3 protein-coding genes are annotated in these 3743 nt (G+C 46.4%); all 3 read right to left on the reverse strand.

Features of this window, described 5'->3' with window-relative positions; translation table 11 throughout:
- Positions 1 to 1869 (reverse strand): electron transport complex subunit RsxC (rsxC, locus tag A8L45_RS23170; protein WP_068905708.1); only part of this gene is annotated, 1869 nt, incomplete at its 3' end.
- Entirely contained in the window at positions 1866 to 2450 is a 585-nt protein-coding gene (gene rsxB / locus A8L45_RS23175; protein ID WP_068905710.1) for an electron transport complex subunit RsxB, read from the reverse strand. The genes rsxB and rsxC, both read right to left, overlap by 4 nt.
- Complete coding sequence (rsxA, locus tag A8L45_RS23180) at positions 2450 to 3031, reverse strand: electron transport complex subunit RsxA (protein WP_068905709.1); 582 nt, start codon at positions 3029 to 3031, stop codon at positions 2450 to 2452. Before rsxA ends, rsxB begins: the two co-directional genes overlap by 1 nt.
- Positions 3032 to 3743 lie beyond the last annotated feature (712 nt).

Below are 3743 nucleotides of genomic sequence, written 5' to 3' on the forward strand. Positions count from 1 at the left end.
GTCTTCAGCCGCTTCTGTTTTCTCAGACTCGTTGTTTTCTGTGTCAGCGTTTGCCTGCTGAGCGGCCTTGCGTGCTTTGGCTCTGGCAATAGCGGCAGAAACCGCACTTTTCTGAGTGCTCATTTCTTCGTTGTCGTCAGAGGCATTGACACTTTCGGCAATCGCCTTCTCTTTCAGGGCTTTTCGCTCGCGGGCTTGGCGTTTGCGCTCTTCACGCAGTTTTATCATCTCTGAATTATCAGGTTCGTTGGTACCCTGAGAGGCGGCTTCAGCCTGCTTAGCTTTGGCTTTTGCAATAGCTGCTGCGACTGCAGGTTTGACCTCAGGCTTGTCTGCCTTTTTCGCTTTTACTCTTGCAATGGCTGCAGCAATTGCATCGTCACCGCCTTTCTCTTCCATTGCTTTACGGCGATTTTCAGCTGCAATACGGTGTTTTTCTTCACGCAACATTTTGTCACGCTCTAAGCGAGCTTTCTTCGCTTCGAAACGTTCCTTAGCTCGCTCAGCAGCTTGTTTCTCAGCATTCTGACTGCGTATTTCAGATTTTGCCTGACGGTAGTACTGGACTAACGGAATCTCACTTGGGCACACGTAAGCACAAGCACCGCATTCAATACAGTCAAACAGGTTATATTCCTGACACTTTTCGTGGTCCTGATCTTTCGCGTACCACTGTAATTGCTGAGGCAGCAATGAAACCGGGCAAGCATCAGCACAGGCACTACAGCGGATACACGCCATTTCACCTTGCGACGGGGCTATCTCTCTCTTTGTTGGCACCAAGACACAGTTTGTTGTCTTGGTGACAGGAATTTCTTCATGCGGTGCTGTGAACCCCATCATAGGACCACCAATAATCACACGCCGAAGTTTCTTGTCCGCTTTGTAGCCATGTTGGTCTAGGAGATAGCTCACTGGGGTACCCAAGAGTGCCCAGCGGTTTGACTGATCTTTGAGGGTTTTACCTGTCAGTGTCACGATGCGCTGAATCAATGGTTCACCATCAACAACAGCACGCTTGATTGCATGTATGGTGCCGACGTTTTGCATCAGCACGCCAATCGCGGCGGGAATGCCACCACTGGGTACCTCTTTGCCAGTGATTAACTTAATAAGCTGCTTTTCACCACCTGAAGGGTACTTAGTGGGTACCGTCTGTACAATGGTATCTGCCATTCCGCTCAGTGCTTGTTCAAGAGCGGCAACGGCTTCCGGCTTATTATCTTCCAGTGCCATTACAGTCAGTTGCGGTTGCACCAAGTACTGGAGTATTTCTATGCCCTCTGCAATTTCTCGTGCATGTTCACGCATCAGCCTATCATCGGCGGTGATGTAAGGTTCGCACTCTGCGCCGTTGATAATAAGAATTTCAGTGCGACCGTGACCTGTCTGGAGCTTTCTAGCTGAAGGGAATCCTGCTCCCCCCATGCCGGCGATACCCATATTCCGGATATGATCAATAAGACTTTCAGGCGAAATGGCGCGAAAATCCTGAATTGATGGTTTCTCTGTCCATGTATCTTGATGGTCAGGACGGATCACAACACACTGATCTGAAAGTCCTGATGGATGTGCAATAGGCCTTTGTTCGATGGCAACAACGGTGCCTGACGTCGGCGCATGAACAGGGCAGCTTTGTATCAAATCAGAGCTGGTTAACGGCTGCCCCTTTAAAACATTGTCACCGACACCCACTAACAGTTTGCCTTTACTACCAATATGCTGCTTGAGCGGAATGACCAGCTCATCTGGAATAGTAACAGGGTGGACACTGTTGCGGCTTGATTGATGTTTATTTTCTGGTGGGTGGATCCCGCCTCTAAACTGCCATACCTGGCCGTTTTTAATCTGTTGCACTAACGTATTCATCGGTACTGCACTCCCTGATTATTATCAGCAGGAAGCTGAACCACTGGGATCTGATTGAGTTGCCATTTCCAGTTCTCTGGGGTTGTTTCAACAGGTCTCATTTCTATACAGTCAGTTGGGCAGGGGGCAACACAGAGGTCGCAACCTGTACATTCTTCTTTGATCACAGTGTGCAGTACCTTGGTGCTACCAACGATGGCATCAACAGGGCAGGCCTGAATACACTTTGTGCAGCCAATGCAATCATCTTCAATAATGAATGCAACAGTTTTTACTGCTTCTTCTTCGCCACTGGCAGGTGCCGTCGCTTCGACACCCATCATGTCTGCCAGTTTTTCAATAGTCGCCTGACCACCCGGTGGACATTTATTAATAGCATCACCGTTAGCGATTGCCTCGGCGTAAGGACGACAACCGGGGTAGCCACATTGACCACATTGTGTTTGCGGCAAAACAGAGTCGATTTGATCAACAATCGGATCCGCGTCCACTTTAAATCTGACAGAGGCAAACCCCAGTAGCAAGCCAAATAGGGCAGCGAGCGCACCCAGAGCAACGATAGCGATTAAAATACCAGCGATCACAGTTTGACCAGCCCTGTGAAGCCCATAAAGGCAAGTGACATCAATCCAGCAGTTACCATCGCTATCGATGCGCCTCTGAACGGTAGAGGAACATCAGCCGCCGCTATGCGCTCGCGCATTGCAGCAAATAAAACCAGTACTAAGGAAAAACCAACAGCTGCACCAAAACCATAAATGATCGACTCAATGAAGTTGTGGCGTTCGTTAATGTTAAGCAGCGCTACCCCGAGAACCGCACAGTTCGTGGTGATCAGAGGTAAAAATATACCGAGCAAACGGTAGAGAGTTGGGCTGGTTTTGTGCACGACCATTTCAGTAAACTGAACGACAACGGCGATCACCAAAATGAAACTGAGTGTTCTCAGGTACTCGATGCCCAATGGGTGCAAAATATAAGTTTCAACCAAATATGCACATACGGATGCTAGTGTAAGAACAAATGTGGTTGCGAGTCCCATTCCTATAGCTGTCTCCAATTTTTTGGAAACACCCATAAAAGGGCAAAGTCCAAGAAACTTCACTAAAACGAAGTTATTGACTAGAACCGTGCCAATGAGAAGCAATAAATACTCAGTCATGCCAGTAATCGAACGCTAATAATAATGTCGCTATTATCGATATTTGTCCCACCTTTAACAACCAATTGCCCATTTGTTTTTAATTTTATGAACCATCTTTCGAGCATTTAACCTTTTGCTGCGGCATTTATTACAAAGAAACAACACTTAGCCTGCTGTTTTGTTTACTTTGTGTACATTTATTCACATCGCATGCTGCGACATAGATTAATTCTTATTCAAATACGTTGTTTCTATGGATTTTTCTCTATTTGTGCTTTCTTTTATCGCTTTATAGCCACTTATCAGCAAATTTCATTATAGCGGGCACAAACATCGAGTTCCCGACACCGTCGAACGCAATATAAGAGGATTGTTTACCGCCAGTTTTGCCTGAATATGGTGAATAAGACATATGCCAGTCACTTCATTCCGTTAAAAAAGAATAATTACTTATCATCATAAAAAGGTGGTTATTCGGATGTGTAATTAGATAGCGAATTTCGCCTTATATTGGGCCGCTTCGATAATAAGATGTGGAGATAAACGGGACTCGTCCCGAGGTTCTATGATTGGTAGCTGATGCTTCATGTATTAGAGCTGTCTGGGTGGTCTAGTCGAGATCACTTGAGTGACGTTACCTCGTTCACCATCAGTTTATGACGGAGTTGTAAGTACCAAAAAGTAAAAACCATAAACAAAAAAACCTCGGTCTTTCGACCGAGGTTCTATG

Origin of the sequence: Veronia pacifica, from assembly GCF_001707825.1 — a bacterium.
GTDB classification, from domain to species: domain Bacteria; phylum Pseudomonadota; class Gammaproteobacteria; order Enterobacterales; family Vibrionaceae; genus Veronia; species Veronia pacifica.